A 22,679-nucleotide genomic window follows, 5' to 3' on the forward strand; every position below is an offset into this window, starting at 1 on the left:
GTGCCTCTACGGAACGGCGCCCCTGCCGCCGACCTGCCGGGTGCGTCCCGCGCTGCGGAGACGTCCGACGCGCTGCCGGACGGGGAGGCCCGAGGAGCGGAGGGAGAGGGGCGTTCCGCTTCCGTGGCCCGGGTTGCGGGGGGCTCCGGAGGGAACGGCACTCCGGCGGCGGGCCCGTTGGCAGTGCGGGATGCGTTGCCGGGTGGGGGCGGGCGTTCCGGTTCTGCGGGCGGGGACCCGGGTGACGGCGTCGAACGGGCGGTGCCCCTACGGAACGACGCTCCCGGCGCCGACCTACCAGGGGCCGGGGATGCGCTGCCGGGTGGGGGTGGGCGTTCTGGTCCCGGGGGCTGGAGTGCGGGCGACCCCGTAGGGGACGGCGTCGACCTGCCAGGTGGGGACGGGCCTTCCGCTTCCGTGGGCCCGCGCGTGGGCGCCCCCGCAGGGAACGGTGCTCCCGGCGCCGACCCGGCCGGCACCGGCGATGCCCTGCCTGGCGAGGAGGCCCAACCGGTGAGCCGGCCCCGCGGGGAGGCCCGGCCGGTGAGCGGCGACCGGCGTTCCCCAGGCGCCGACCGTGCGGCGCGGGGCTGTTCCTCACGAGGGGCGCGGGGTTGGAGTCCCGGCCCCGATGCCGCTCGGCAGTTGCTCGCGCGGGCCACCGAGGCCGCCGTCTACACCGGTGATCTGCGGCGTTGCCGGGAGGCCGCCCGGGTCGCCGCGCGGCTGGGGATCGCGGTGCCCGGCACGCTCGGCGGGCTCGCCGCGGCTTTCGAGGGGCGGTACGAGGACGCCCGGGACCAGCTGCGCGCGGCCGCCGACCAGGACGCTCCGGGCGGTGACCCCACCCTGCTCCTGCACTCCGGCATCGCCGCCCTGCTCCTCGGCGACCACACCCGCGCCGCCACCGCCACCCTCCGCGCGGCCACCTCCGCACGCGCGCTCGGCATCACCGTGACGGTCTCGCAGGCCATGGAGTTCCGGGCCTACGCCGACTTCTGGACCGGCCGGCCCGGAGCCGGAGCGGCCACCGCGGCCGACGCCCTGAGCCAGGCCCACGCCACCGGCCAGGACAACGGCGCCTGCCATCTCCAGGCGGCCCTCGCCATGTTCGCCGCCCTCACCGGGGAGGCCGACATCTGCCGGGAGCGTGCCGCCGCCGCCCGCGCCTACGCCCTTCCGCGCGGCCTCGGGCTGCCCGCCGCGCTCGCCCAGTGGGCGCTGGCCTACCTCGATCTGGCCGACGGCCGGTTCGCGGGCGCCGCCGCCCGGCTGCGCGCCCTCGCCGGGTTCGGGCCCGGACACGGGCACCGTGCGATCCGGCACCTGGCCACCCCGCACTACGTCGAGGCCGCCGTCCGCACCGGCGACACCCGGATCGCGCGGGTCGCGCACGCCGACTACCAACGCTGGGCGGACGCCGTGCGCAGCCCCGACGACCTGGCCCTCAGCGCCCGTTGCCGGGCCCTGCTCGCGCCCGGCGCCGAGGCGGTCGAGCACTACCGGACGGCGCTCGACCTGCACGCACGCGGCACCCGGGACTTCGAACGGGCCCGTACCGAGCTGCTGTTGGGGGGCGCGCTGCGCCGACTGCGCCGCAGGACCGAGGCGGTCGACCGACTGCACAGCGCCCTGGAGGCGTTCGAGTGCTTCGGCGCCCCGCACTGCGCGGCCCAGGCCCGCGCCGAACTCCGCGCCCTGGGCGCCCCGGCCCCCGCGACGGGCCCCGGCGCCGACGACCCCTCCGCCCGCCTCACCGCCCAGCAACTGCTGATCGCCCGGATGGCGGCCGAGGGCGCCACCAACCGTGAGATCGCAGCCCGCCTCGCCCTGAGCCCCCGCACCGTCGACCATCACCTCCGGGGCGTCTTCAGCCGCCTGGACATCCGCTCCCGCATCGACCTGGTGCGCCTGTTGACGCCGTAGCCCGACCGCACAGGCCTGCACCATGCCGATGAGCACGAACCCGACGCACCTGGTCACTCCGCCCGGGCCTACGACGCCTTCGACCGGCTCGCCACGCAGTTCAGGGCGGGCTGGAGCCCTCAAGGGGCGTACAGCGAAAGGAAGTTCCGGCCGGGGGACAGCCCCGCCCGGGACCGGACCGGCACGCCCCCGGCAATTGCCCGGTGAGGCGAGTGCGTGGGCGCACGCCTGTGCGCGGGCCCGGCGCGAGACGCCCGCCGTGCCCCGTGTACGGGCAAGCGCCCGGTGCGGAAGGGGCGTTGGCGCGCGGCAGCGCCCATGCCGGGTGGGTGCGTCGACGTGCCGTCAGCGCTCACGTCGGCTGTGCGCGTCGGCGCGGGTCCAGCGCCGCTGCCGCACGCGGAACGGCGCCGCACGCCACGCACCTCCAACTGCCCCGTGCCGCAAGCGCGTCGCCGGACCTCAGTCCGTCTGCCCGTCGCGGAACGACTCCGCGTCCCACGTCCCGTCCAGGCGCGGCGCCAGCCAACTCGGCGCACCGGCGCGGAAGGCGGCCGGGGTGAAGGCACCCGCTCCCGCAGGTACCGCGCCCAGGAGGGGGGCGTCGGACACCTCGGGCAGGTCGGTCACATTGCAGCGGGTCGCCAGGTCCGGGTCGGTGGGCCAGCTGCCGATCACCACGCCCGCCAACTCCAGCTCGCGAGAGCGGAGTTCACGGGCCGTCAGTTCCGTGGTGTTGAGGGTGCCGAGGCCCGCCGACGCGACAAGCAGCACCGGCGCACCGAGCAGCACCGCCGCGTCGGCCAGCGTGCCGCCCGCCGCGTCGAACCGCACCAGCAGCCCGCCCGCCCCCTCCACCAGCACCAGATCGTGCTCGGTGGCCAGCTTGGCGGCGGCCTCGGCGACCTCGTGCGGGCGCACCGGCGCCAGACCGGCCCGCCGCGCCGCCGTCCCCGGCGCCAACGGCTCGGGGAAACGGGCGAGTTCGGCCGTGGTCACCGGGCCCGCGAGCCGCGCGACCTCGGCCGCGTCGCCGGGCTCGTGCGGCCCCACCCCGGTCTGCGCCGGCTTCAGCACGGCCACCGTGCGTCCGGCGGCCAGCGCGGCGGCGGCCACGGCGGCCGTCGTGACCGTCTTGCCGACCTCCGTGCCCGTGCCCGTGATCACCAGAATCGCCATGTCATCCCTCCCGCGCCGCCGCGCACACCGCGCGGGCGATCCGTGCCACGTCCACGTCCCCGGTGACGTACGGCGGCATCGTGTAGACCAGGTCACGGAACGGCCGCAGCCACACGCCCTCGCGGACGGCGGCCCGGGTCGCGGCGGCCATGTCCACGTCGTGGTCCAGCTGCACCACCCCGATGGCGCCGAGCACCCGCACATCCCGCACACCGGGCAGTTCCCGGGCCGGGGCGAGCCCCTCGGTCAGGCCCGCCTCGATCCGTTTCACCTCGGCCCGCCAGTCCTGCCCGAGCAGCAGCTCGATGGAGGCGCAGGCGACGGCCGCGGCCAGCGGGTTGGCCATGAACGTCGGCCCGTGGGCGAGCACCGGCACCTCGCCGCGCGCGATCCCGTCGGCCACCCCCGGGGTGCACAGCGTCGCCGCCATCGTCAGATAACCGCCGGTCAGGGCCTTGCCGACACACATCACATCCGGTGTCACGGCCGCGTGCTCCGCCGCGAACAACGCGCCGGTGCGCCCGAACCCGGTGGCGATCTCGTCGAACACCAGCAGCACGTCGTGCGCGTCGCACGCCTCCCGCAGCACCCGCAGATAGGCGGGGGAGTGGAACCGCATCCCGCCCGCGCCCTGCACCACCGGTTCCACGATCACCGCGGCCAACTCGTCGGCGTGCCGGGCGATCGCCGCCCGCAGCCGCTCGGCGTACGCCTCGTCGTACGCGGCCGGAGGGGCGTCCACGAAGACCTGCCGGGGCAGCACCCCGGTCCACAGCTCGTGCATCCCGCCCTCGGGGTCGCACACCGACATCGGCTGCCAGGTGTCGCCGTGGTAGCCGCCGCGCCAGGTCAGCAGCCGGTGCTTGGCCGGGCGGCCGAGCGAACGCCAGTACTGGAGGCACATCTTGACGGCGACCTCGACCGACACCGAACCGGAGTCGGCGAGGAAGACATGCTCAAGCCCCTCGGGCGCCATGTCGACCAGGAGTTTCGCGAGCCGGACGGCGGGCTCGTGGGTGAGCCCGCCGAACATCACATGGCTCATCCGGTCGAGCTGCGCGCGGGCGGCGTCGTTGAGCACCGGGTGGTTGTAGCCGTGGATCGCCGACCACCAGGACGCCATGCCGTCGACCAGCTCGCCCGAGCCGTCGGCGAGCCGCAGCCGCACCCCGCTCGCCGACTCCACCACAAGGGGTTCGGCGCGGCCCGGCATCGGCCCGTACGGATGCCACACGTGCCGTCGGTCGAGGGCCAGCAGCTCGGGCACGGACAGACCGGGCACCGGGTCAGGCATTGGGCGCGACGTCCGTCCCGGCACCCCGGCGGCGCACGGCGACCAGGTCGGTGCGCGCGTCGTTCACCCCGGCCGGGGCGGAGGCCGCTGCGGTGGCGGGCGCGGACCCGCAGACACCGGCGCCCTCACCGCCGTTGCCACAACCACCGTGCGAGCCGCACCCGCCCCCGTTGTCGTCGCCGTGGGACCCGCAGCCGCCCCCGTTGTCGCCGCCGTGCGAGCCGCAGCCGCCTCCGGCCGTCGCCCGGTGTCGGGGCAGGGTGACCTCTCCGGCTCCCTCCACCTCGAAACCGGCGTCCGTGATCATGTCCAGGTCGGCCTGGCCCGCCTGGCCCTCGCTGGTCAGGTAGTCGCCGAGGAAGATCGAGTTGGCCAGGTGCAGGGCGAGCGGCTGGAGCGTGCGCAGATGGACCTCGCGGCCGCCAGCGACCCGCACCTCCACGTCCGGGCAGACGAACCGGACCATCGCGAGAATCCGCAGACAGCGCTGCGGGGTCAGGTTCCACTCCGCCGACAGGGGCGTGCCCTCCATCGGGATCAGGAAGTTGACCGGCACCGAGTCCGGGTCGAGCGCGCGCAGCGCGAAGACGACGTCCACCAGGTCCGCGTCGCTCTCGCCCATACCGGCGATCAGGCCGGAGCAGGGCGACAGACCGGCCGCGTGCGCCTTGGTGACGGTGTCGACGCGGTCGGCGTAGGTGTGGGTGGTGGTGATGTCCCCGTAGGTCGCCTCGGACGTGTTGAGGTTGTGGTTGTAGGCGTCGGCGCCCGCCTCGCGCAGCCGTTCGGCCTGGCCGTCGGAGAGCAGGCCGAGGCAGGCGCACACCTCGACGCCCTCGTTCTGGTCCTTGATCGCCTTGATGGTCTTCGAGACCCGGTCCACGTCCCGGTCGGTCGGCCCGCGCCCGCTCGCCACCAGGCAGACCCGCTTGGCACCCCCGGCGAGCCCGGCGGCGGCCACCTCGGACGCCTGTTCGGGCTTGAGCCAGGTGTACTTGAGGATGTCGGCCCGGGAGCCGAGCCGCTGGGAGCAGTAGGAGCAGTCCTCGGGGCACAGCCCGGACTTCAGGTTGACGAGGTAGTTGAGCTTCACCCGCCGCCCGAACCAGCGCCGGCGCACCTTGCCGGCCGCGGCCACCACGTCGAGCGTGTCGTCGTCGGAGGCGGCCAGCACGGCCAGCGCTTCCTCGCGGGTCGGCGCCTCGCGCCGCAGCCCCTTGTCCACCAGCGTGTTCAGCAGGTCCATGGGAGCCGATCCTGTCCTACCCGGAGCCGCCTTGGCCATGGAGACTTCCCACAACACACCCGATGTGGCATGTGGGTAAGGCCACATCGACGCGGGGTGGTCCCGCCGCCACCACCGGGTGGCTTGTGTCAACCCGACAGACGTTCTCCGGGTGCGGAAGGGACACGGCCCGGCTGACGGCGGTCCCCGGGGACGGACTCCCTGTGCGTGAGACCGTTCCCGGGGGCCGAGCGGGTCAGGCGCCGGGCGCCGCCGGGCGCAGACGCAGGGTGAGGATCTGGAACGGGCGCAACGTCAACTGGACCTCACCGTCGGTCACATGGTGGCTCGCCGGGTCCTCCAGAGGACGTTCCAACAGGTCGGTCACCCTCGCGGACGTGAACGGGAAACCGGCGCTCAGGGTGGCGCGGGCGCGGACGCCGTGGGCCTCGTAGAGGCGGACGACGACATCGCCGCTGCGGTCGTCGGCGAGCTTGACGGCCTCGACGACCACCCCGGCGTGGTCCACCGCGACCAACGGGGCGACGCTCGCGCTGCCCGGCAGGACCCGTTCGGGCAGGTTCAGGTGGTAGCCCTCGCGGACGGCGTCGGCGACATCGGCGCCGATCACCAGCGCGTAGCGCAGCCGGTGGGTGCCCTGGTCGGCGTCCGGGTCGGGGAAGCGCGACGACCGCAGCAGGGAGAGGCGGACCGTGGTGGTGGTGCCGCCGTCGGCCCGGACATCGCGGGTGACCTCGTGGCCGTAGGTGGAGTCGTTGACCAGCGCGGCCCCCCAGTCCCGCTCACCGACGTGCAGGAAGCGGTGCGCGCACACCTCGAACTTGGCCGCGTCCCAACTGGTGTTGGTGTGCGTCGGGCGCTCCACGTGCCCGAAGGGGATCTCGGCGGTGGAGTGCGCCGCCCGCACGTCCAGCGGGAACGCCGCCTTCAGCAGCCGTTCCCGCTCGTGCCAGTCGACGACGGTGTCGACGACCAGCTGCCGGGAGCCGGTCGGCAGGGTCAGGGTCTGCTCGACGCGGGAGGCGCCGAAGGCCCGCACCACCCGGATGCCGTCGCCGGTGGCGGTGACGGACTCGGCGTCGACCAGATCGCGCACGGTGTTGCGGTAGAAGACGTCGATGTCCCAGGCGTCCCACTGGTTGGGGAAGTCCTGGTGCAGCTGGAGCAGGTTGGCCCGCGCCCCCGGCGGCAGCGCCTCCCGGTCGGCCACGAGATCCCGCGCGGAGACGATCAGACCCTGCGCGTCGACGACGATCCGCACCAGGCCGTTGTCCAGGACGAACCCGTCCCCGTCCGGCACCGGCGCCACGGACCCGGGGACCTCGGCGCGGGGGACGGCGCCGAAGGCCGGGACGCCCGCGCGGGCGTGCGGAGCGGCGTTGAACACGATCGTGCCGTCACCCTCCAGACCGGCCAACTCCCGCTGGGCGGCGTCGATCAGCGCGCCCAGTTCTTCGGCGACGGCGGCGTAGGTCTCCTCCGCCTCCCGGTGCACCCAGGCGATCGACGTGCCGGGCAGGATGTCGTGGAACTGGTGCAGCAGCACCGTCTTCCACAACCGGTCCAGGGCGTCGTACGGATACGGCTGCCCGTGCCGGACGGCCGCCGTCGCCGCCCACAACTCGGCCTCCCGCAACAGGTGTTCGCTGCGCCGGTTGCCCTGCTTGGTGGCCAACTGGCTGGTCAGGGTGCCCCGGTGGAACTCCAGGTACAGCTCTCCCGACCAGACGGGGGCGCCGCCGTTCGCCTCGAACTCCGCGTGCGCGCGCGGGAAGAAGTCGGCGGGACCCTCGATGTCGATCCGCGCCGACCCCTCCAGGTCCTTCAGGCGCGAGGCCCGGGCCAGCATCTCCCGGGTGGGACCGCCGCCGCCGTCGCCGTAACCGAAGGGAATCAGCGAGGAGTTGGCGGCCGCCTTGTCCTGGAAGTTGCGGACGCTGTGCGCGATCTCCGCGCCGGACAGCTCGCCGTTGTAGCTGTCGACGGGCGGGAAGTGGCTGAAGATACGGGTGCCGTCGATGCCCTCCCACCAGAAGGTGTGATGCGGGAACTTGTTGGTGGTGTTCCAGGAGATCTTCTGCGTGAGGAACCAGCGCACCCCCGCCAGCTTCATCAGCTGCGGCAGGGCCGCGTTGTAACCGAAGGTGTCCGGCAGCCACATCTCCTCGGTCTCGACCCCGAACTCCTCCAGGTAGAACCGCTTGCCATGGACGAACTGGCGGGCCAGCGCCTCACCGCCGCTGATGTTCGTGTCGGGCTCCACCCACAGGCTCCCGGTGGGCAGGAACTGACCGGTCCGCGCCTTCTCCTGGGCCCGCGCGTACACCTCGGGCCGGTGCTCCTTGAGCCAGGCGAGCTGCTGCGCCTGGGACATCACGAACTTGAACTCCGGGTGGTCGTCCATGAGTTGGGTGACGTTGGAGACGGTCCGCGCGACCTTGCGGACCGTCTCGCGCAGCGGCCACAGCCACGCCGTGTCGATATGGGCGTGCCCGACAGCGGAGACCCGGTGGGCGCTGGCGCTCGCGGGCGCCGTCAGCGCCGGTACCAGCGCCGCGCGGGCGGCCGCCGCGCTGCCGCCGATGTCCTGGAGGTCGACCAGGTCCAGGGCGCGTTCGACGGCCCGCAGGATCTGCCAGCGGCGCGGCGCGTCCGGGGACAGCTCGTGCATGAGCTGCCCGAGCACGTCCAGATCCTGGACCAGCTCATGGACGTTCCGGTCGAAGACGGCCAGGTCCAGGCGGCGCAGCCGGTACAGGGGCGCGCCCGGGTCGGCGGCCGGGTCGCCGATCCAGGGGGCCCGCCCGCCGACGGCGGTGGGCCCGAAGGAGAGCGAGTCGGGTCCGGTGTGCATGACGACGGGGTTGGCGGCGGCCTCGATGAACGCGGTGAACTCCTCGCCCCCGGCGGCCGCTTCACTCACCGGCAGCCAGAGGTTGCGCGGGTTGAGCGCCTTCACCGCCGTGCCGTCGGCGCGGTAGACCAGGCCCTCGGCGGAGAACCCGGCGGAGTGGGTGGCGAACCCGAGGTCGAGCACCGCCTCCACCGGCAGCCCGGCCCACTCGGCCGGCACGGTCCCGCTCACCTTGAACCAGCTGGTCGACCAGGCCGGCCCCCAGTCGTCGCCCACCCGGGCCGGACGGTAGGGCGCCGCGAGCCCCTCGGCGACCGGCACCGGCTCGCCCGGCGGGTCCCAGATCTCGACGCGCAGCGGGACGGCGCGGGCGTGGACGGCGGGGCGTACGCGTTCGTTCAGCACCCGGTGCAGTCGCTGCTCGGCGACTTCACGGTCGTTGTGCATGGGGTGTCTCCGTGGTGGCGGGGGAGGAGTGGGGGGTTCGGCCCGTGACGACGGGGTGGGTCAGCCCTTGAAGGCGCCGCCGAGGGCGAAACCGCCGCCGAGCTTGCGCGAGAGCAGGAGGTAGAGCAGGACGACGGGCAGCGAGTAGATGATCGAGAACGCCGAGAGCTGCCCGTACTGGGTCTGGTCGTGGGCGCTGAGGAACGTGAACACGCTGACGGAGGCCGGGAGTTTGTCCGGCGACAGCAGCAGGATGAAGGGGACGAAGAAGTTCCCCCACATGCCGATGAACGTGAAGATCGTGACGACCACGACCCCCGGCTTCATCAACGGCAGCACCACCCGCCACAGCACCTGCATGGTGTGGGCGCCGTCGATCCGCGCGGCCTCCTCCAGCACCATCGGCACGCCGTCCATGAAGCTCTTCATCAGCCAGATCCCGAACGGCAACGAGGAGGCGGCCAGGAACAGCGTGGTGCCGGGCATCGAGTCGATCAGGTTGATCTGCACGAACATGCTGTACACGGGGATCATCACGGCGGTGATCGGCAGCCCGGTGGAGAACAGGATCGTGTAGAGGAACGGCCGCCGCAGCCGGGAGCGGTACCGGGACAGCGGATAGGCGGCGAGGATCGACACCGCCACCGTCACCAGCGTCGCGAAACCGCACAGCAGCAGGCTGTTGAGCATCGGCCGGAAGGTCGTGCCGACGTTGAGGATCGCGTCGAAGTTGTCGAGCGTGAGCGCGGACGGCAGCGTCAGCTTGAAGCTGCTGGTGTCGCTGACCGAGGCCAGCACCATCCACAGCAGCGGCAGCACATAGAGCAGCGACACCGCCAGCAGGACGACGTTGACCGTGATCCGGCCGAGCCGGAGGCGGCGCCCGAGGGGCGCGTGACCCGCGGCGAGGGCGTCGGTCGGGACGGAGGTGACGCGCGAGGGCGAGGCGACGGCCATCAGTCGTCCTCCAGTGTGAGCAGCCGGATGTAGACGACGGAGAAGAGGGCACCGACCACCAGGAGCACCAGGGCGATCGCCGTGCCGTAGCCGATCAGGCTGTTCTGGAACGCCTGTTGGTACATGAAGATGGGCAGCGTCTCGCTCTTGTTGCCGGGACCGCCGCGGGTCATGGTGTAGATCAGGCCGAAGACCGACAGGGTCTGGAGCGTGATCAGCATCAGGTTGGTCATGATCGAGCGCCGGATGGTCGGCAGCACGATCCGCCACAGCCGCTGCCACGGGCCCGCGCCGTCCATCTCGGCGGCCTCCAGAAGCTCCTGGGGCACGTCGTTGAGGGCGGCGGAGAAGACCATCATCGAGAACGCGGTGCCGCGCCAGACGTTGGCCAGGCACACCGCCAGGATCGGCATCGTGTACAGCCAGTTCTGCTGCGGCAGCCCGAAAGCGCCCAGGACCGAGTTGAGCGAGCCCTGGTCGAAGAAGAACGCGTACATCAGATAACCGGCGACCACCTCGGGCAGCACCCACGCGGCGATCACGACGCCGTTGGTCAGCGCCCGGATCGGCTTGGTGGCCTTCTCCATCAGCACGGCCAGCGCGAGGCCCAGGGTGTTCTGGCCGACGACGGCGGAGCCGATCACGAAGACCAGGGTCAGCCAGACCGCGTTGAGGAAGTCGGGGTCCCCGAAGGCCCGGGTGAAGTTGTCCAGGCCGACGAAGCGGGTGGTGCCCGCGCCGGTCAACTGCATGTTGGTGAAGGCGTAGTACACGCAGTAGCCGATCGGCCCGGCCAGGAAGACGGCCAGCAGGATCACGGCCGGCAGCGTGGGCAGCCCGCGCAGCAGCGCCCGGACCGGGGAGGGAGCCCCGGAGGGCCGGCGCACGGCCCTCCGGAGGGGGGTCGCCGTGCTCACGAGGCGCCCTGGACGGTCTTGTCCTTGCCGACGGCGGCGATCACGTCACTGTCGAAGGTGGCGGCGGCCTTGGCCACCGACGCCTGACCGGTGGTCACCGACTCCATGGCCTTCTGGATCGCCGTCGACACCTGGTTGTAGGCGGGCAGCCCGGGCCGGTAGTGGGTCGAGGACACCAGCTGGGTGAAGAACGTGTTGGTCGGGACCGCGTTCAGGTACGTCGGGTCGGCGGCCACGTCCGAGCGGACCGCGATGGTGGAGTTGACGGCGTTCCACTTCGCGGAACTCGCCTTCGTCTGGATCGACTTGAGGAACGTCCACGCCAGGTCGGGGTTGCCCGCCTTGGCCGGGACCGACCAGGCCCAGCCGCCTGACATCGATGTCTTGCCGGGCGCCTGACCGTTCTGCGTGGGCATCGCGGCGGTGCCCATCACCGAGTTCCACTCGCTCCACGGCTTGCTGTCGCTCGCGCCCCAGTTGTTGGGCATCCACGAGCCGTCGATGTCCATCGCGAGCTTGCCCTCGGGCAGCAGCTCGGTGCCGACGGTGGTGCCGAAGTTGGCGCCCAGCGCCTGGGACGCCGACGGGCCGAGCTTCTCCCCGTACACGGTGTGCACGAAGGTCAGCGCGTCCTTGAAGGCCTTGCTGCCCACCACCCACTTCTTCTGGGAGGCGTCGTAGAGGGACGCGTCGCCGGCCGGGGTGCCATACAGGAGCATCTCGAAGCCCTGCATGGAGGACGCCTCGCCGCCCGCGCTGCCGGTGTAGAGGTTCAGCGGGGTCACCCCGGGCAGCTTCGCCTTCACCGTGCGGGCGGCCGAGAGCACGTCGGCCCAGGTCTTCGGCTGCCAGGGCACCGCGATGCCGGCCTTCTTGAAGAGCTGCTTGTCGTACCAGATCCCGCGCGTGTCGGTGTTGTCCGGCACCCCGTAGATCTTGCCGTCCGAGGTACCGGTCACCGCGCCCTTGGAGGCGCTCGCGTACTGCGACCAGTCCGCCCACGTCCCGGTGTACGCGTCCAGCGGCTTGAGATAGCCGCCCGCGATGTCGGAGTTGATGAGTGCGGTGTCCTCGTAGACCAGGTCGGGGGCGGTCGCGGGGGACCGCATCATGAGCTGGATCTTCGTGTAGTAGTCGTTCTCGGAGGCGGTGACCGGGACGAGGGTCACCTTGGTGCCCGGATGGGCCTGGGTGAACTGCTTCACCATCGAGGCGAGGTAGTTCGCCTGGATCTTGTTCGTGCTGTTCAGGTTCTGCCAGTAGACGACCTTGATCGACTTGGCGGAGCTTCCTGACGAACCCGAACCGCATCCGGTGGCGACCAGAGCGGTGGCGGCGGTGAGGGCCGCGACGGCGATGAATTTCGAACGCACAGTGGTTCCTCCGGAACGCGACCTGGCGGCAAGCCGCGATGACGTGCGGACTACAGGCGAGCCGTGCGGGGCCTGCGCCGGACTCGACCACGTCCCGTGCCCCGGCCTCTTCCGGCTGTTTGGTGGGCGACAGCTAAATCCAATTGATTGATTAAGTCAACGCTTCTTCGGTGTTAAATTCTGTGACCGACGGCGCCCTGCGCCTACCCTGTGAGCCGGTCCGCCGCGACCGGACCCCACGGGGTCACACGACACGACGCGAGGTGCGGTAGGTGACCGACAGGTGACGATGCTCGGTGGGACGAACCTGCCGCGGGTCGGCGGGTTCAACCAGGCCGTGGTGCTGGACGCGATCCGCACCGGCGGCCCCGTGAGCCGCGTCGAACTGGCGGGGCTGACCGGCCTGACCAACCAGACCGTGTCCAACGTCGTCCGCAGACTGCTCGACATCGGCCTGGTCACCGAGTCCGGCCAGGCCCCCTCCAGCGGCGGCAAGCGCCGCACCCTGCTCTCCCCCCGCCCCGACGGCGCCTACGCGCTCGGCGTCCACCTCGACCCCGACCGCGCCGTCATCGTCCTGGTCGACCTGGCCGGCGAGGTCCTCACCAGCCGCCGACTGCGGCTGACCGCGCCGAGCGACCCCGCCGACGTCGTGGACCGGGTCGCGCGGGCGGCGCTGCGGCTGGTGGCCCGCTCCGAGGTGGACACCTCCCGCCTGCTCGGCCTGGGCATCGCCGCCCCGGGCCCGATCGACAGCTCCGACGGCAGCGTCGTCGACCCACCCAACCTGCCGGGCTGGGGGCGCGTCCCGCTCGTCGACCTGTTCGCCGACGCCACCGGGATGTCCGTCGCGCTCGACAACGACGCCACCGCCGCCGCGATAGGCGAGCGCTGGATCGGCGGCAGGGCCCGCGCGGGCAGCTTCCTCTTCGTCTACCTCGGCACCGGGATCGGCGCGGGCATCGTCCTCAACAACACGATCCTGCACGGCGATTCGGGCAACGCCGGAGAGTTCGGCCACCTCGCCGTCGAACCCGGCGACCGGGTCTGCCACTGCGGCAGCCGGGGCTGTCTCGGGCCCTACTGCACCCCGTCCGCGATCGTCGACGACCTGCTGCGCCGGCACGGCAGGGCCGCCGCCGACCGGATCGGCGTCACCGGCACCCCCGACACCCTGCACCGGGACTGGAAGTGCCTGCGCCGGGCCGCCCGCACCGGCGACCCCGCCGCCCGGGACGTCGTCCGCCAGGTCGCCCGCCGCCTCGCCCAGGCCGTCCGCGGCACCGTCGGCCTGCTCGACGTCAGCCGGGTCGTCCTCGGCGGCGAGGCGCTGCGCGGCATCGAACCCCTGCTGTGCGAGGAGATCACCGAGGCCGTCAACGCCACCTCCGTCGCCCGCACGATCCGGCCCATAGCCGTCGAACGCAGCGTCATAGGCGACACCGTGGGCGCGGTCGGCGCCGCCTCCCTGGTCCTGCACGGCAACTACGCCCCCGGCTGGGGCATGCTGACCGACGGCTGAGCCGCCAGGAGCGCCCCGTACTGTCGGGGTCACCAGACCCGACCAGTGCACCGGAGGAGCGAGCCATGGCGTTCGGCTGGATCGACGAGCAGGCCGCGGCGCGGCGCCGCGCCGGACTGGTCAGGACCCTGCGGCCACGCCCGGCCGACTCCCCGCTCCTGGACCTCGCGAGCAACGACTACCTCGGCCTCGCCCGGCACCCCGAGGTGACCGAGGGCGCCGCCCGCGCGGCCCGGACCTGGGGCGGCGGCGCCACCGGCTCCCGGCTCGTCACCGGCTCCACCGAACTCCACGCCGAACTGGAACGTGAACTCGCCGCGTTCTACGGTGTCGAGGCGGCCCTCGTCTTCTCCTCCGGCTACGCGGCCAACCTCGCCGCCGTCACCGCGCTCGCCCCGCACGGCTCCCTGCTCGTCAGCGACGCCGGCAACCACGCCTCCCTGATCGACGGCTGCCGCCTGGCCCGCGCCGGACGACAGGTCGTCGGGCACGCCGACCCCGACGGCGTCCGCAAGGCGCTGCGCACCCACGAGGGCCCGGCCCTGGTGGTGTCCGACTCGGTCTTCTCGGTCGACGGCGACGCGGCCCCGTTGCCCGAACTCGCCGCAGCCTGCCGGGAGTTCGGCGCCGGGCTGCTGGTCGACGACGCCCACGGGCTCGGCGTTCTCGGGGACGGCGGACGGGGCGCCCCGTATGCCGCCGGGCTCGCCGGGGCGGCCGACGTGGTGGCGACGGCGACGCTGTCCAAGTCGCTCGGCAGCCAGGGCGGCGCCGTCCTCGGACCGGCCCGGGTGATCGACCATCTCGTCAACGCGGCCAGGACGTTCATCTTCGACACCGGCCTCGCCCCCGCCGCCGTCGGCGCGGCCCTCGCGGCGCTGCGGCTGCTGCGCCGGGAGCCCGAGCGGGCCGCCCGCGCGCGGGAGGTGGCCGGGGACCTGCACGCACGGCTGACCGCCGCGGGCCACGAAGCGGTGCGCCCGGACGCCGCGGTGGTCTCCGTGCGCGCCCCGTCCCCGCAGGACGCGGTGCGCTGGGCGGCCGACTGCCGGGCCGCCCAGGTGGCCGTGGGCTGTTTCCGACCTCCTTCCGTGCCCGACGGCATCTCCCGGCTCCGGCTGACCGCCCGCGCGGACCTCACCGAGGCGCAGATCGCACAGGCGGTACGGGTGATCGGCGAGACGCGCCCCTGAACCGGCGGGATGCCGTGACGCGCCCGTACACCGCCCGACACGGGCGCGCCGGAGCCGGCTGAAATCGATCAGAACCGATCAGACACGGAACGCGGCCGTGAAGCCCGCCCAGCTCTCGGGGGAGAAGAGCAGCGCGGGTCCTGCCGGGTCCTTGGAGTCGCGTACGGCGAGGAGTCGCGTGCCTTCGCCGGTGTGCGGCAGGGCCGTCTCGACGCAGTTGTTCGCTCCCGTGCTGTAGCTGCTGCGCAGCCAGCGCACGCCGTGCAGTGCGACGGTGGAAGGGACGTTCCGAGGCATTGCTGACATGGTGCCTCCTTACGCGCCGTCAGCTATCCCGGCGATGTAATCCAACGATTCCTCGGGGGAGAGGGCGTGGATCTGAAGGGTGGTGAAGGCCTCCGTGTAGGCCTGGAGGTCTTCTTTCCGTTCGAGGTAGAGGCTACTCGTCAAGTGATCCAGAACAACGACGTCCAGATCAGAAGTGCTCGAAAATGAGAAAACAACGAAAGGGCCGGTTACCCCCACATGCGCACCGGCGCTGAACGGCAGCACCTGGAGCCGCACTTGGGGAAGCTGGGCCGCCTCGATCAGGTGCCGCAGCTGCTCCTCCCGGACCTCGGGGCCGCCGACCTGCCGGTGCAGCACCGCCTCGTCGAGCACCGCGCTCAGCGTCAGCGGCTGCCGGGAGCGCAGCACGTCCTGCCGGGCCAGCCGGACCGCGACCAGCGCGTCGAGCCGCTCGTCGTCGAGCCCGTCCACGGCGGCCCTGGTCACGGCCCGTGCGTAGGCCGGGGTCTGGAGCAGCCCGGGCACCACGGAGGTCTCCAGGGTGCGCATCGCGGTCGCCTGCGACTCCAGGCTGATGAAGTCCCGGTACGTCGGCGGCAGCACCCCGCGATAGGCGTGCCACCAGTGGTGTCCGCCGGGACTCTCGTCGGCGCCCGCCAACACCAGCAGCAGTTCCCGCTGTTGGGGGTCGGTGACCTGATAGGCGTCCAGAAGTAAGCGGACGTCGGCTTGTTTCACCCCACTCACACCGGTCTCGATCCGGCTGACTTTCGACTGGTTCCATCCCACGATGCGGGCCACCTCGCCGCTCGTGAATCCTGTTTCCGTGCGCAGTGCGCGCAGTTCCGCGCCGAGTTTCCGCCGGCGTACGGCTGGACCATGTTGCATGGGTACTCCTTACTCCTTCCGGGCCGCCCAAATACGGTCTCTCGTCGTAGAGTTCACCGCTTTGAGCGACAGATATATGCATATCTTGGCGGATCGTCACCCGGGACGGCGCGGGAATGGCACTCTGGCCCGAACCACCAGTCCGGGACCGTACTCGAACCCGCCAGTCCGTGCCGGACTCCGGTCCCGAGGGAAAGGGGCGATGTCGTCATGGCAGACCATCGGAAAGCATCCATCACTCTGCCGAGCGATCCGGCCTCGGTCTCCGCAGCCCGCGGCTATGTGGCCTCGACGCTCGCGGAGTGGGGGCTCGGGGCCGGTACCGACGCTGCGGAAACGGTCCGTCTGATCGTCTCGGAGCTGGCGACCAACGCCGTGCAGCACACCTTCGGCCAGTCACCGACCTTCAGGGTGGACGTCGTCCTGGAGCGGGAGGAGCACCTGTGCATCGGGGTCACCGACAGCCATCCGCGGTTCCCGAGGCGGCTGCCCGCCGCCGTGCAGCAGGACAACGGGCGCGGCATGGTGATCATCCGCTGGCTCACCGCCGAGTGCGGGGGCCGGGTGCGGGTGCGGGCCACCCGGGAGGGCGGCAAGACCGTCTCGATCGAACTCCCGTGGACGGCCCCGGACCGGCCGGTGGCCAGCCCGGTCCTCCAGGAGCCGTAGGACGGCGGCGGGGGCCGCGGAAAGGGCCCCGGACACGCCTGAGCCGCCACCGCGGGGCCGGGAGAGGCCGCTGCGGCGACGGCGTCACCTGCCGGTGTCCTCACGGACGCTCGGACGGACCGGACAGGTCAGGCGGGCGGGACGGGTCAGCTGACCCGGCCGTACCAGACGCTCTTCGTCCAGATCTTCTGGAGCCGGACCACGTCCCCGGTCTTCGGGGCGTGCCAGATCTTCCCCTGACCGGCGTAGATGCCGACGTGGTAGACGCTGGACCCCGAGTGGAAGAACACGAGATCCCCCGCCTTGCGGCTCGCGGAGGAGACGTGGTGGGTCTTGTTGTACTGCTGGGCGGCCGTCCTTGGCAGGCTCTTGCCCGCCTTCTTGAACGAGTACAACGTGAGCCCGGAGCAGTCGAACCGGCCAGGACCCGTGGAGCCGTACCGGTAGGGGGAGCCCTTCTTCGAGGCCGCCACCTGAAGTGCCTTCGTCGCGGGTGTGGCTGCCGAGGCGTCAGTGGCGACACCGGGAAGCACCACCGAGCCGCTGACGGCGGCGAGGGTGAGGGCCGAGGCCGTACCGGCCCGGACCATGAGCGACGGGACACGATTGAGCGCAGTCATGCGCAACCCTTCGTCAGCCGCCTGTGAAGGATGACCTGTCGGATTCGGGCTGGCGAAGTTGCCCGGCCGCGTTGCCACGGCTTCACCCCAAGGGCTGCTCGGACCCGGTCATGGTGTGACCGTCCCGGCGACCCGTCATGCTCGGGTCCTCCACTCCTGCCGATCCACTCCTGTCGACCGGGCATCCGGGCGGCGGCAGGACTCGGCGTCCGCCCGGACCGCCCCGCCGCTGTGGCGGGGGCTTGTCGTCAGTCAGGGATCTTGGCGTACGGAAGTACGAAAAACCCAATGGAACCGGGGATTTGTGTTGTTCCTCACCGCTGGTCCATTCGGGTGGACATCCCTCGATCCGCGCCGCGCGCGAGGGGGTGGGGGAGGCCCGGACCAGCGGTGGAATGTCCTGTTCCGGGTGTGTGTCCCGCCGGTCGCGCAACTCAGGCACCCCGGAAAAGGACCTCTCAGTCCTTCGAATGGGGGTAAGTCGTTCGGCCCGTTTCAACCGGCCGCTGGACGCTTCCTACGACCGCGTCAACTGCCGGAGGGTGGCGGCACGGTGACCCGGGCCGACCGGCGTTCGCCGTCCAGCACCCGCAGGGCGCGCGCCAGTGTCGAGGCGTGCAGCTCCCGCTCGCCCCGCTGGTGCATCGCGGCCAGCGCGTCCCGCAGTCCGGCGGCCCGGGACGCCAGCGCCTGGGCGGCCCGCAGCGCGGCGTACGTGTCGTCCTGGCGGCCCGGGTTGATCCGGCCCAGCAGGTCGACGACGTCGAGGTAACGGTCGATCAACTCGCCCTCGGCGCGGGTGAGCGCGGGCAGCGGCGGCAGCTCGGGCGGCAGCACCGGGCCGCTCACCGGCCGGCGGGCGGCGCTGCGGTGGCCTTGCGGCTCGGCACGATCCGGTCCACCAGGCCGTAGGCCACGGCCTGACGGGCGTCCAGGATCGTGTCCCGCTCGATGTCCGCGTGCACCTGCTCCGGGTCGCGCCCGGTGTGCCGGACGAGCAACTCCTCAAGGCGGTCCCGGGTCCTGGCCAACTCCGTCGCCTGGAGGGAGAGATCGCTCGTCTGTCCCCACACCGGCCCGGGCAGCGACGGCTGGCGGATCGTCATGCGGGCGCCCGGCAACGTCGACCGCTTGCCCGGGGTGCCCGCGGCGAGCAGCACGGCGGCCGACGACGCGGCCTGACCCAGGCAGACCGTCTCCACGTCGCAGCTGACGAACCGCATCGTGTCGTGGATCGCCGTCATCGCCGTGAACGAGCCGCCGGGGGAGTTGATGTACAGCACGATGTCCCGGTCCGGGTCGCTGTGCTCCAGGTGCATGAACTGCGCCATCACGTCGTTGGCCGAGGTGTCGTCGACCGGCGTGCCGAGGAAGACGATCCGCTCCTGGAGGAGCTTGGAGTAGGGGTCCATCGTCCTGGTCCCGGAACTGGTGCGTTCCGTGAACTCCGGCAGGACATGGCGGGCGGACGCTCGGGTCATGACATACCCCTCCTCGCGGCAGAGCTGTCCCGGACGGAATCGCTCTCTGTAAAAAATGTACAGGACGTACGGATGAGGGTGGGCCGTAAGCTGAGGGCATGGCCTACGAGATTCCGGTGACCCAAGCCAGGGCCGAGCTGGCCGACCTGATCAACCGGGTGGTGTACGGCGGTGAGCGCGTGGTCGTCACCCGGCACGGCAAGCCCCTGGTCGCCCTGGTCTCCGCCGCCGACCTGGAACGCCTCGCCGCGCTGGACGCCGCCGAGGAACAGGTCGTCAGCTCCGTCGCCGCCGTCCGCGAGGTCGGCGGCGGCCCGCGCGAGCACCAGCGGTTCGGCATCGCCGCCGAACACCGGGGCCCCGGCGCCTCCTGAGCCGTCGACCTCGGGCACGGTGGTTCCGTCGCGCGGGTGACTCCGTGCGCTGCCGGACGCGGAATGTCGCGAGCTGTCGGAAGCGGGACATCGGTATACGGTCCGGACCTCCCGGCGGGAGGTTCCCCCGGGTGTGGTCGCGTCGCCGTGGCGGGTTTTACGTTTTCGAAACCCTGCCCAATTAACCTGCACACTCACGCCACCAGGGATGTCGCCCCGTGGCCGCGGCGATCCGGCCCCGTGAGGTCCGGAGCGAGGACTGTGAGGTGTGCTGTGCAACTGACCCCGCACGAGCAGGAGAGGCTGCTGATCCATGTGGCGGCCGATGTCGCGGAGAAGCGCAGGGCCCGCGGGCTCCGGCTCAACCACCCGGAGACGGTCGCGCTCATCACCTCCCACATCCTCGAAGGCGCCCGCGACGGCCGCACCGTCGCCGAGCTGATGGCGTCCGGACGCACCCTCCTCACCCGCGACGACGTCATGGAGGGCATCCCCGAGATGATCCACGACGTCCAGGTCGAGGCCACCTTCCCGGACGGCACCAAGCTCGTCACCGTCCACGACCCGATCGTCTGAGGAGCGCCGCCGTGATTCCCGGAGAGATCCTGTTCGCGGACGACCCCGTCGTCTACAACGCGGGCCGCGAGGTCACCCGCCTCACCGTCCTCAACGCCGCCGACCGGCCCGTCCAGGTCGGCTCCCACTACCACTTCGCCGAGGCCAACCCCGGGCTCGACTTCGACCGCGCCGCCGCCCGCGGCAAGCGGCTGAACGTCGCCGCCGGCACCGCCGTCCGCTTCGAGCCCGGCATCCCCGTCGACATCGAACTCGTCCCGCTGGCCGGCGCCCGGATCGTGCCCGGCCTGCGCGGCGAGACCGGAGGTGCCCTCGATGCCTGAGATCTCCCGCGCCGCCTACGCGGACCTCTTCGGCCCCACCACCGGCGACCGCATCCGGCTCGCCGACACCGACCTGATCGTCGAGATCGAGGAGGACCGCTCCGGCGGCCCCGGACTCGCCGGTGACGAAGCGGTGTTCGGCGGCGGCAAGGTCATCCGCGAGTCCATGGGCCAGTCCCGCGCCACCCGCGCCGAGGGCGCCCCCGACACCGTCATCACCGGCGCCGTGATCGTCGACCACTGGGGTGTCGTCAAGGCCGACGTCGGCATCCGCGACGGCCGGATCACCGGCATCGGCAAGGCCGGCAACCCCGACACCATGGACGGCGTCCACCCCGAGCTGGTGATCGGCCCCGAGACCGAGATCATCGCCGGCAACGGCCGTATCCTCACCGCCGGTGCCGTCGACGCCCACGTCCACTTCATCTGCCCGCAGATCGCCGACGAGGCCCTCGCGTCCGGCGTCACCACCATCGTCGGCGGCGGCACCGGGCCCGCCGAGGGCTCCAAGGCGACCACCGTGACGCCCGGCCCCTGGCACCTCGCCCGGATGATGGCGGCGATGGAGGAGTACCCGCTCAACATCGGGTTCCTCGGCAAGGGCAACACCGTCTCGCACGAGGCGATGCTCTCCCAGATCAGGGCCGGCGCCCTCGGGCTCAAGCTGCACGAGGACTGGGGCTCCACGCCCGCCGTCATCGACGCCGCCCTCACCGTCGCCGACCGCACCGGTGTCCAGGTCGCCATCCACACCGACACCCTCAACGAAGCCGGATTCGTGGGCGACACCCTCGCCGCGATCGCCGGCCGAGGCATCCACGCCTACCACACCGAGGGCGCGGGCGGCGGGCACGCGCCGGACATCATGACCGTTGTCTCCGAGCCGCACGTCCTGCCCAGCTCGACCAACCCGACCCGGCCGTACACCGTCAACACCGCCGAGGAACACCTCGACATGCTGATGGTCTGCCACCACCTCAACCCGGCCGTCCCCGAGGACCTCGCCTTCGCCGAGTCCCGCATCCGGCCGTCGACGATCGGCGCGGAGGACATCCTCCACGACCTCGGCGCCATCTCGATCATCTCCTCCGACGCGCAGGCCATGGGCCGGGTCGGTGAGGTGATCCTGCGGACCTGGCAGACCGCGCACGTCATGAAGCGCCGCCGGGGCGCCCTCGCCGGTGACGGAGGCGCCGACAACCACCGGGTGCGCCGTTACGTCGCCAAGTACACGATCAACCCGGCCCTCGCCCAGGGCATCGCCCACGAGGTCGGGTCCGTCGAGAGCGGGAAGCTCGCCGACCTCGTCCTGTGGCAGCCGGCGTTCTTCGGCGTCAAGCCGCACCTCGTCATCAAGGGCGGGCAGATCGCCTACGCGCAGATGGGCGACGCCAACGCGTCCATCCCGACGCCGCAGCCGATCCTGCCCCGGCCGATGTACGGGGCGATCGGCCGGGCGCCCGCCGCCAACTCCTTCACCTTCGTCTCCTCGCTCGCCATCGAGGACGGACTGCCCGAACGGCTCCAGCTCGGCAAGCGGTTCGTCGCCATCGAGTCGACCCGCGCGGTGACCAAGGCGGACATGCGGGAGAACGACGCCCGGCCGCGCGTCCAGGTCGACCCCGACAGCTTCGCCGTGCACATCGACGGCGAACTCGTCGAGGCCACCCCGGCGGCCGAACTGCCCCTGACCCAGCGGTACTTCCTCTTCTGATGGCCAGGTCAGCACTGCTCGTCCTGGCCGACGGCCGGTTCCCCGCCGGAGGGCACGCGCACTCCGGCGGGGCCGAGGCCGCCGTCAAGGACGGCCGGATCACCGGGGGCGCGAGCCTGGAGGAGTTCTGCCGGGGGCGGCTGCACACCGCCGGGCTGGTCGGTGCGGCGTTCGCCGCGGCGGCCTGTCTCGGCGTGGACGTACGGGAGTTGGACGCCGGGTTGGACGCGCGGACGCCGTCGCCGGCCCTGCGGGGGGTTGCGCGCAGGCTGGGGCGGCAGCTCGCCCGGGCCGGTCGGGCGACGTGGCCTTCGGCCGAACTGGACGCGCTGGCGCTTGAGTTCCCCAAGGGGGCGCACCAGCCTGTGGTGTTGGGGCTGGTGGCTCGCGGCGCGGGGCTCGACGCGGGCGACGCGGCGTACTGCGCGGTGTACGAGAGCGTGAGTGGGCCTGTGTCGGCGACGGTGCGGTTGTTGAGTCTCGATCCGTTCGACGGAACGAGGGTCCTGGCCGGACTCTCGGCCGAGATGGATCTTGTCGTGGACGCTGCCGTGTCTGCGGCGCGGTCGGCTGTCGCCGGGGAGGGCGTGGCGGCTCTGCCTGCGGTGTCCGCGCCGTTGTCGGAGATCGGCGCGGAGGTCCATGCGGGGTGGGCGACGAGGTTGTTCGCCTCGTGAACCGGAGTCGAAGGGGCGCCGCCCCGTGCAGCCCCGTTCATCGGCCTGAACGGCCTCGTCCTCACGCTCCCCCCGAGGGGGTACCCCCAGACCGGCTGAGTGGTGCCCGCCTGCCTCAGAAGGCGCCGCCCTCGAAACCCTGTCCCCGATCGTGCTGAACC

20 protein-coding genes, 1 pseudogene and 1 riboswitch are annotated in these 22,679 nt (G+C 72.2%); of the genes and pseudogenes, 9 read left to right on the plus strand and 12 right to left on the minus strand.

Annotated elements, in window-relative coordinates; genetic code table 11:
• Positions 1–636: 636 nt before the first annotated feature.
• Positions 637–1,926 (plus strand): annotated as a pseudogene (locus ACIQOU_RS00005) (LuxR C-terminal-related transcriptional regulator); the annotation flags it as partial.
• Positions 1,927–2,388: 462 nt separating this feature from the next.
• On the opposite strand, the gene bioD reads toward ACIQOU_RS00005, so the two are convergent.
• From bioD to ACIQOU_RS00040, 7 genes are all read right to left on the minus strand, one after another.
• Positions 2,389–3,105, minus strand: a complete 717-nt coding sequence (gene bioD / locus ACIQOU_RS00010) for a dethiobiotin synthase (RefSeq protein WP_401532504.1) — start codon at positions 3,103–3,105, stop codon at positions 2,389–2,391.
• A 1-nt stretch (position 3,106) separates the two neighbouring features.
• Positions 3,107–4,399: an adenosylmethionine--8-amino-7-oxononanoate transaminase gene (locus tag ACIQOU_RS00015; RefSeq protein ID WP_401532506.1), complete on the minus strand. Its 1,293-nt coding sequence runs from the start codon at positions 4,397–4,399 to the stop codon at positions 3,107–3,109.
• Positions 4,392–5,645 carry a biotin synthase BioB gene (bioB, locus tag ACIQOU_RS00020; protein ID WP_401532507.1) on the minus strand — a complete coding sequence of 418 codons (1,254 nt, stop codon included), beginning with the start codon at positions 5,643–5,645 and terminating at the stop codon, positions 4,392–4,394. The genes ACIQOU_RS00015 and bioB overlap by 8 nt, the downstream gene beginning before the upstream one ends.
• A gap of 235 nt (positions 5,646–5,880) precedes the next feature.
• On the minus strand, positions 5,881–8,946 hold the full coding sequence (locus tag ACIQOU_RS00025) for an alpha-mannosidase (RefSeq protein ID WP_401532510.1): 3,066 nt from the start codon (positions 8,944–8,946) through the stop codon (positions 5,881–5,883).
• Positions 8,947–9,006: 60 nt separating this feature from the next.
• Complete coding sequence (locus tag ACIQOU_RS00030; protein ID WP_401532511.1) at positions 9,007–9,903, minus strand: carbohydrate ABC transporter permease; 897 nt, start codon at positions 9,901–9,903, stop codon at positions 9,007–9,009.
• Positions 9,903–10,790, minus strand: coding sequence for a carbohydrate ABC transporter permease (locus tag ACIQOU_RS00035; RefSeq protein ID WP_401532512.1), 888 nt, complete (start codon positions 10,788–10,790; stop codon positions 9,903–9,905). Before ACIQOU_RS00035 ends, ACIQOU_RS00030 begins: the two co-directional genes overlap by 1 nt.
• A gap of 26 nt (positions 10,791–10,816) precedes the next feature.
• On the minus strand, positions 10,817–12,193 hold the full coding sequence (locus ACIQOU_RS00040) for an extracellular solute-binding protein (protein WP_401532513.1): 1,377 nt from the start codon (positions 12,191–12,193) through the stop codon (positions 10,817–10,819).
• Positions 12,194–12,482: 289 nt separating this feature from the next.
• Between ACIQOU_RS00040 and ACIQOU_RS00045 the strand changes: the two genes are divergently transcribed.
• Both ACIQOU_RS00045 and ACIQOU_RS00050 read left to right on the plus strand, forming a co-directional pair.
• Positions 12,483–13,715, plus strand: a complete 1,233-nt coding sequence (locus tag ACIQOU_RS00045; RefSeq protein WP_401533593.1) for an ROK family protein — start codon at positions 12,483–12,485, stop codon at positions 13,713–13,715.
• A 65-nt stretch (positions 13,716–13,780) separates the two neighbouring features.
• Complete coding sequence (locus ACIQOU_RS00050; protein WP_401532514.1) at positions 13,781–14,908, plus strand: 8-amino-7-oxononanoate synthase; 1,128 nt, start codon at positions 13,781–13,783, stop codon at positions 14,906–14,908.
• Between the two features lie 78 nt (positions 14,909–14,986).
• On the opposite strand, the gene ACIQOU_RS00055 is transcribed toward ACIQOU_RS00050, so the two are convergent.
• Complete coding sequence (locus ACIQOU_RS00055) at positions 14,987–15,214, minus strand: DUF397 domain-containing protein (protein ID WP_401532515.1); 228 nt, start codon at positions 15,212–15,214, stop codon at positions 14,987–14,989.
• Positions 15,215–15,223: 9 nt separating this feature from the next.
• Positions 15,224–16,084, minus strand: coding sequence for a helix-turn-helix domain-containing protein (locus ACIQOU_RS00060; RefSeq protein ID WP_401532516.1), 861 nt, complete (start codon positions 16,082–16,084; stop codon positions 15,224–15,226).
• A gap of 210 nt (positions 16,085–16,294) precedes the next feature.
• On the opposite strand from ACIQOU_RS00060, the gene ACIQOU_RS00065 reads away from it, so the two are divergent.
• Positions 16,295–16,753 carry an ATP-binding protein gene (locus tag ACIQOU_RS00065; protein ID WP_401532517.1) on the plus strand — a complete coding sequence of 153 codons (459 nt, stop codon included), beginning with the start codon at positions 16,295–16,297 and terminating at the stop codon, positions 16,751–16,753.
• A gap of 146 nt (positions 16,754–16,899) precedes the next feature.
• Here the strand turns inward: ACIQOU_RS00065 and ACIQOU_RS00070 are convergent, their stop codons facing one another.
• The 3 genes from ACIQOU_RS00070 to ACIQOU_RS00080 all read right to left on the minus strand — a co-directional run bounded on the left by ACIQOU_RS00070 (position 16,900) and on the right by ACIQOU_RS00080 (position 18,854).
• Positions 16,900–17,373, minus strand: coding sequence for a C40 family peptidase (locus ACIQOU_RS00070; RefSeq protein ID WP_401532519.1), 474 nt, complete (start codon positions 17,371–17,373; stop codon positions 16,900–16,902).
• Between the two features lie 3 nt (positions 17,374–17,376).
• A riboswitch (cyclic di-AMP (ydaO/yuaA leader) is annotated at positions 17,377–17,591 on the minus strand.
• Between the two features lie 310 nt (positions 17,592–17,901).
• Positions 17,902–18,210 (minus strand): hypothetical protein, encoded by a 309-nt coding sequence (locus ACIQOU_RS00075; protein WP_401533595.1) that lies wholly within the window; start codon positions 18,208–18,210, stop codon positions 17,902–17,904.
• An 8-nt stretch (positions 18,211–18,218) separates the two neighbouring features.
• Positions 18,219–18,854 carry an ATP-dependent Clp protease proteolytic subunit gene (locus ACIQOU_RS00080; RefSeq protein ID WP_401532520.1) on the minus strand — a complete coding sequence of 212 codons (636 nt, stop codon included), beginning with the start codon at positions 18,852–18,854 and terminating at the stop codon, positions 18,219–18,221.
• Between the two features lie 98 nt (positions 18,855–18,952).
• Between ACIQOU_RS00080 and ACIQOU_RS00085 the strand changes: the two genes are divergently transcribed.
• From ACIQOU_RS00085 to ACIQOU_RS00105, 5 genes are all read left to right on the plus strand, one after another.
• Positions 18,953–19,228, plus strand: coding sequence for a type II toxin-antitoxin system Phd/YefM family antitoxin (locus ACIQOU_RS00085; RefSeq protein WP_401532521.1), 276 nt, complete (start codon positions 18,953–18,955; stop codon positions 19,226–19,228).
• Positions 19,229–19,501: 273 nt separating this feature from the next.
• Positions 19,502–19,804 (plus strand): urease subunit gamma, encoded by a 303-nt coding sequence (locus ACIQOU_RS00090; protein WP_401532522.1) that lies wholly within the window; start codon positions 19,502–19,504, stop codon positions 19,802–19,804.
• Between the two features lie 11 nt (positions 19,805–19,815).
• A complete protein-coding gene (locus tag ACIQOU_RS00095) occupies positions 19,816–20,127 on the plus strand; it encodes an urease subunit beta (RefSeq protein WP_401532523.1) in 312 nt (103 codons plus the stop codon).
• Positions 20,120–21,841, plus strand: a complete 1,722-nt coding sequence (locus ACIQOU_RS00100) for an urease subunit alpha (RefSeq protein WP_401532524.1) — start codon at positions 20,120–20,122, stop codon at positions 21,839–21,841. Before ACIQOU_RS00095 ends, ACIQOU_RS00100 begins: the two co-directional genes overlap by 8 nt.
• A complete protein-coding gene (locus ACIQOU_RS00105) occupies positions 21,841–22,518 on the plus strand; it encodes an urease accessory protein UreF (protein WP_401532525.1) in 678 nt (225 codons plus the stop codon). The genes ACIQOU_RS00100 and ACIQOU_RS00105 overlap by 1 nt, the downstream gene beginning before the upstream one ends.
• The last annotated feature ends 161 nt before the right edge of the window (positions 22,519–22,679 follow it).

Source organism: Streptomyces sp. NPDC091279, assembly GCF_044757465.1.
GTDB lineage: Bacteria > Actinomycetota > Actinomycetes > Streptomycetales > Streptomycetaceae > Streptomyces.